Source organism: Nostoc sp. (assembly GCF_054880495.1).
On record NZ_JBTYKD010000257.1, the window covers coordinates 1 to 5,726 of the forward strand.

At 39.4% G+C, this 5,726-nt stretch carries 3 protein-coding genes and 1 pseudogene; all 4 read left to right on the forward strand.

Translation table 11 applies throughout. The features are described from left to right. Positions 1-3,980: amino acid adenylation domain-containing protein (locus tag ACYTXL_RS23815; protein WP_461926888.1), on the forward strand; the 3,980-nt coding region annotated here is incomplete at its 5' end. 53 nt (positions 3,981-4,033) lie between these two features. Next, positions 4,034-4,198: a hypothetical protein gene (locus tag ACYTXL_RS23820; RefSeq protein WP_461926889.1), complete on the forward strand. Its 165-nt coding sequence runs from the start codon at positions 4,034-4,036 to the stop codon at positions 4,196-4,198. Beyond that, positions 4,189-4,314 (forward strand): annotated as a pseudogene (locus ACYTXL_RS23825) (ABC transporter); the annotation flags it as partial. The gene ACYTXL_RS23820 and the pseudogene ACYTXL_RS23825, both read left to right, overlap by 10 nt. Positions 4,315-4,368: 54 nt before the next feature. Continuing rightward, a complete protein-coding gene (gene argJ, locus ACYTXL_RS23830) occupies positions 4,369-5,532 on the forward strand; it encodes a bifunctional glutamate N-acetyltransferase/amino-acid acetyltransferase ArgJ (protein ID WP_461926890.1) in 1,164 nt (387 codons plus the stop codon). The last annotated feature ends 194 nt before the right edge of the window (positions 5,533-5,726 follow it).

A 5,726-nucleotide genomic window follows, 5' to 3' on the forward strand; every position in this document is an offset into this window, starting at 1 on the left:
CAGACTTTGCATACTGGCAACGCCAATGGTTGCAAGGGGAAGTATTAGAAAAGCAACTGAATTACTGGCAGAAGCAATTAGACGGCATTTCTATGCTAAATCTGCCAACCGACAGACCAAGACTAGCTGCTCAAAGTTACCAGGGTGCAAGGCAATCTTTGCAATTATCAAAAAGTTTGAGCGAAGCACTTTTAGCTCTCGGACAGCAAGAAGGGGTAACTTTATTTATCACCCTACTAGCAGCATTCCAAATTTTACTTTACCGCTATACACAACAAGAAGATATTACTATTGGTTCACCTATCGCCAATCGCAACCGGAGTGAAATTGAGGGATTAATTGGTTTTTTTGTCAATAGCTTAGTATTGCGTACCCAACTAAGTGGAAACCCAACTTTTCGGGAATTATTGAATCGAGTCAAAGAAGTAGCTTTCGGGGCTTATGCTCATCAAGATTTACCTTTTGAAAAGCTGGTAGAAGAACTGCATCCAGAGCGGAATTTAAATCAAAATCCGCTATTTCAAGTTGTTTTTGCGCTCCAAAATGCGCCGATGTCAGCCTTAGAGTTACCTAATTTAAGTTTAAGTCCGCTACCATTTGAAACGGAAACAACACGCTTTGATTTGGAGTTGCACTTGTGGGAGCCAAATATTCAAAATGGGTTATGGGCAGATAGCTCAGAAGGAATTAGTGGTTTTGTAATTTACAGCACTGATTTATTTGATGATGCTACCATCACGCGGATGCTAGGACACTTTCAAATATTACTGTCAGGTATAGTTGCAAATCCACAACAGCGAATTGCACAATTACCACTTCTAAGCGAATCTGAGTTACATAATTTATTAGTTGAATATAACAATACTCAGTTAGATTATCCTCAAGATAAGTATATCCATCAGTTATTTGAGAGCGTTGTAGAGCAGAATGCTGATGCAACTGCGTTAATACTCGAAGATAAACAACTCAGCTATAAAGAGTTAAATATACGTAGCAATAAACTTGCACATTATCTAAAAAAATTAGGAGTTGAAGCGGAAGTTTTAGTAGGGCTTTGTGTAGAACGGTCTTTTGATATGGTAATCGGGATGTTGGGCATCCTGAAAGCAGGTGGAGCTTATGTACCTTTAGATCCAAGCTATCCGTCTGAACGTTTAAAGTTTATGCTTGAAGATGCTCAAGTCTCAGTTTTATTAACTCACGAGCGATGGCTTGAACATCTGAAAAACTATAATTCACAAATAATCTGTTTAGATAATGATTGGGAAATTATTAATCAAGAACTTGAAGATAATCTGACCAGCCAAGCTAAAGTAGATACCCTTGCTTATGTTATTTATACCTCTGGCTCAACTGGAAAACCTAAAGGGGTTAAAATTGAACATAGAGGATTGTTAAATCTAGTTTTTTGGCATCAAAAAGCATTTACAGTTTCACCTCTTGACCGAGCAACACAGATTTGCGGAGTTGGCTTTGACGCTTGTGGTTGGGAAATTTGGCCTTATCTGAGTGCTGGAGCAAGCATTTATTTTGTAGATGATCAAATCAGGCAAATACCTGAGCATCTACGAGATTGGCTAATATCAAAAGCGATAACAATTACCTTATTACCAACTCCTTTAGCAGAAAAAATTCTCCGATTAGATTTTCCTAAAAACGCAGCTTTACGAATATTACTCACAGGTGGCGATAGACTAAATCAATATCCTTTAGCTGACCATCCTTTCCAGTTAGTTAACAATTATGGGCCAACTGAGAACACGGTTGTGACAACTTCTGGTCAGATTTGTGTTAAGAACAAAGATAATTTAGCACCTTTGATTGGTCGTGCGATCGCTAATACACAAGTTTACATATTAGATAAACATTTACAACCTGTACCCATCGGTGTATCAGGAGAGTTATACATAAGTGGTGATGGATTGGCACGAGGTTACTTAAACCGTCCTGAATTAACTGCTAAATGCTTTATTGAGCATTTTTTTATTAATAAGCTAAAAGCACGACTTTATAAAACAGGTGATTTAGTTCGCTATCGAGCAGATGGCAACATTGAATTTTTAGGTCGCCTCGACGAGCAGGTAAAAATTCGCGGCTACCGCATTGAGTTGGGAGAAATTGAAGCGGTACTAAGTCAGCATCCAGCAGTGCAGCAAACTGTAGTAATAATTCGTGAGGATAAAGGGGAAAAGCGCCTATTAGCTTATGTAGTAGCAAAAACCGAATACAGCAGTGAGCAGGAGAATATGCAATTAATCCAATTGCAGAATGAGCAAGTTTTGCAATGGCAAATGCTCTATAACGAAACTTATAATCAACCTGCTGATTCCGATCCAAAATTGAATATTGTCGGCTGGAATAGTAGTTACACAAATCAGCCTATTCCAGCAGAACAGATGCGTGAGTGGGTGGATAACCAAGCTAAGCAAATTTTAGCTTTGCAACCTAAACGAGTATTAGAAATTGGTTGTGGAACAGGTTTGATTTTGTTTAGGATTGCACCTGACTGCACAAAATATTGTGCAACAGACTTTTCCCCAGTTTCACTTGACTACATTCAGCAGCACTTACAAAAGCCAGAAATGCCGCAGGTAACGCTATATCAGCAAATGGCTACTGACTTCGAGAAAATAGAAACAGCAGCTTTTGATGTAGTCATTCTGAATTCGGTTGTACAATATTTCCCTACTATTGATTATCTAATTCGTGTATTAGAAGGTGCTGTACAGGCAACTGCTCCGGGTGGCTTTATCTTCATCGGAGATGTGCGTAGTTTGCCACTATTGCAAGCTTTCCATGCGTCAGTGCAACTCTCTCAAGCTGAAGCTTCCCTTACCCGCTTAGAGTTGCAGCAACGGGTACAAATGCAAATATTTCAAGAGACAGAATTAGTCATTGATCCAGCTTTTTTTACTGCAATAAAGCAACGCTTTCCGCAGATTAATCATGTAGAAATTCAACTGATTCGGGGTAAATATCACAATGAGTTAACTGAGTTTCGTTACAATGTGATTCTTAAGATTAGTGGCGAAACTCTTAATAATCCTGAAAATTATTCAGTGTTGAACTGGGCTGAAGATAATCTCACAGTCTCAGCAGTGCGTCAGTTATTAATTGAGAATCAACCAGAAATATTAAGCATTATTAATGTACCTAATGCGCGGGTGATATCAGCAGTTAAAACAGCAGAATGGCTATCAGAAGTAGAAGGTTTTAAAACTGTAGGTCAAATACGTAAAGCTTTGCAAGAACTCGAAGTTTTCGGAGTAGACCCAGAAGATTTTTATGGGCTGAATGTAGCTTATGAAGTTAATATTACCTGGTCACATTCAAGTATTGAAGGACATTATGATGTGGTTTTTGTCCGCCAAGATGCAGTAGGTAAGAGAAGTATTTTTTCACATAGCACACCTCACCCTCGCCCCTGGCAATCTTACGCCAATAATCCCCTACAAGCCAAAGCAGCGCGTAAGTTAGTGCCGCAGTTACAGACTTACATAGCACAAAAACTGCCTGAGTACATGATGCCATCAGCTTTTGTAATATTGGAGTCTTTACCTCTAACAGCGAATGGTAAAATCAATCGCCGCACCTTAAGAGCATTCCATGATGCAATCAAGCCCCAATTGCCTGAAAATTACATTGCACCTCAGACTCCAGTTGAACAAGTACTGGTGAAAATTTTTGCTGAGGTTTTAGGACTTAAGCGCGTAGGAATTTATGACAATTTCTTTGAATTAGGCGGTCATTCATTACTGGCAACTCAGCTTGTCTCTAGAGTGCGCGACGCCTTATGTGTGGAGTTACCTTTGCGTAGCGTATTTGAAGCATCGACAATTGCACAACTATCTAAAGTGGTGGAAAGCTTTAAAGAAAGCAATGCTCAAAGTCAAGCCCCAGTTTTAGTACCACTATCGCGTGAAAGTCGGCGGATTAAGTTATCTTCCTTAAACGCTTTGGACAATAGACCTCTTGCATAAATCAAAAATAAGAACCAATCTGCATTAGCTGGATTAGAGAGGGTTTTTTACTTTTGGATGAACCAGTCCAACTTCAAGATGCCACAGATGCGAACGCAATGCCAAGAATCCAGGGGAAAGTGCAGTTTGAGCCGGTAACATTTGAGTATAAATCCAGCCAAAAAGTTTTAAGTAATGTAAACTTTGATGCTCAATCAGGAGAAGCGATCGCATCTTGATTTTGGACGAAGCCACTAGTAACATTGACAGCCAAACCGAGAAATTAGTTCAACAAGCGATCGCTAATTTACTTAAAGGTTGCACCAGCTTTATTCTCGCTCACCGTTATGTCACAAAGATTTTTTGAAATGCTATGAGATAATTAAAGCAAATTATTAAATTCAGAAAAATGTCATTAACTATATCTTCCGCACCTCAAGGTTTTAGTGCATTTATTACTAATTTAGGAATACGAGATACAACTGATGATTTTGTATTTATTAAATCATCGGTTCCTTGTGTTGCTGATGGAGTCTTCACTCAAAGTCTTTTTGCTGGGCCAAGTGTTACTATTAGCCGTGATCACTTAAAAGATTCACAAGCACAAGGAATTGTCGTTATATCTAAGAATGCAAATGTAGCTAATGGTTCTGTTGGCATCGCTGATGCCCAAGACGTTCTGCAATTAGTTGCAACTGAAACTGGAATTGCTGCACATAATATTGTCATAGCTTCTACAGGTGTAATTGGTAGACGTTACCCGATTGAAAAAATCCGGGCAGGTTTATTAGGATTGGGGAAAAAATTCACTGATGCTGATTTTAATGCCGCAGCCCGTGCTATTATGACCACCGATACAGTACCAAAACTAGCTATACGCCAAATAGGAAATTCCAAGCTGGTAGGAATTGCCAAAGGTGTCGGGATGATTGAGCCTAATATGGCTACCCTTCTAACTTTCTTTTTTACTGACGCTGCAATTTCTGCAAATAGCCTTCGTACTATTTTTCGCTCTACTATAGATAAAACCTTTAACTGCTTGAGTGTAGACACTGACACTTCTACTAGTGACTCCGCCGTGATTCTAGCTAATGGTTTAGCAGGTGAAGTTTCCGAACCAGATTTTGCTAGTGCATTGCAAGAAGTTGCACAAGAATTGGTGCTGAAAATTGCACGAGATGCAGAAGGTGCCACCAAAATTATTGAGGTAACTGTAGATTCAGCTATTAACTATGCACAAGCTAAAACAGTAGCTAAAGCAATTGTGAATTCACCATTAGTAAAAACCGCCGTCTATGGAGCAGATCCGAATTGGGGACGAGTTGCTATGGCTATAGGCAAATGTGAAAATGAACACCAGATAAATCCAGATCGAGTTGTTATCAGTTTTGATAACGTGAAAGTTTATCCTAATAGCTTAACTGATGAAAATCTGCAACAGTTGCGGCAAATTATGTCCAAAGAGCAAGTAGATATCCATGTTAGCCTCAATATTGGTGAAGCTTCTGCAACTGTATGGGGTTGCGATCTTTCAGAGGGTTATATAGAAATTAATGGCAAATACTCAACTTGATAATGACGCGTAGTCAGGGCTGAAGTCTTTAAGGATTTCCTAGAAACAAATTACTACTACTTGTGGGGTGGGCAAGATGCCATTGGTGTCAACTTAACGTAGAAGTTAGGCAAGGCAAGCTTTCGAGGTTTGACCCTCACAAGAACAGCCCCTCTCCCAATTTTGGGAGAGGGGAGCAAATTCTCTAGTTCCCC

Coding starts and splice junctions, on each gene's coding strand:
- argJ (WP_461926890.1), top strand. CDS start 4,369: ATGTCATTAACTATATCTTCCGCACCTCAAGGTTTTAGTGCATTTATT.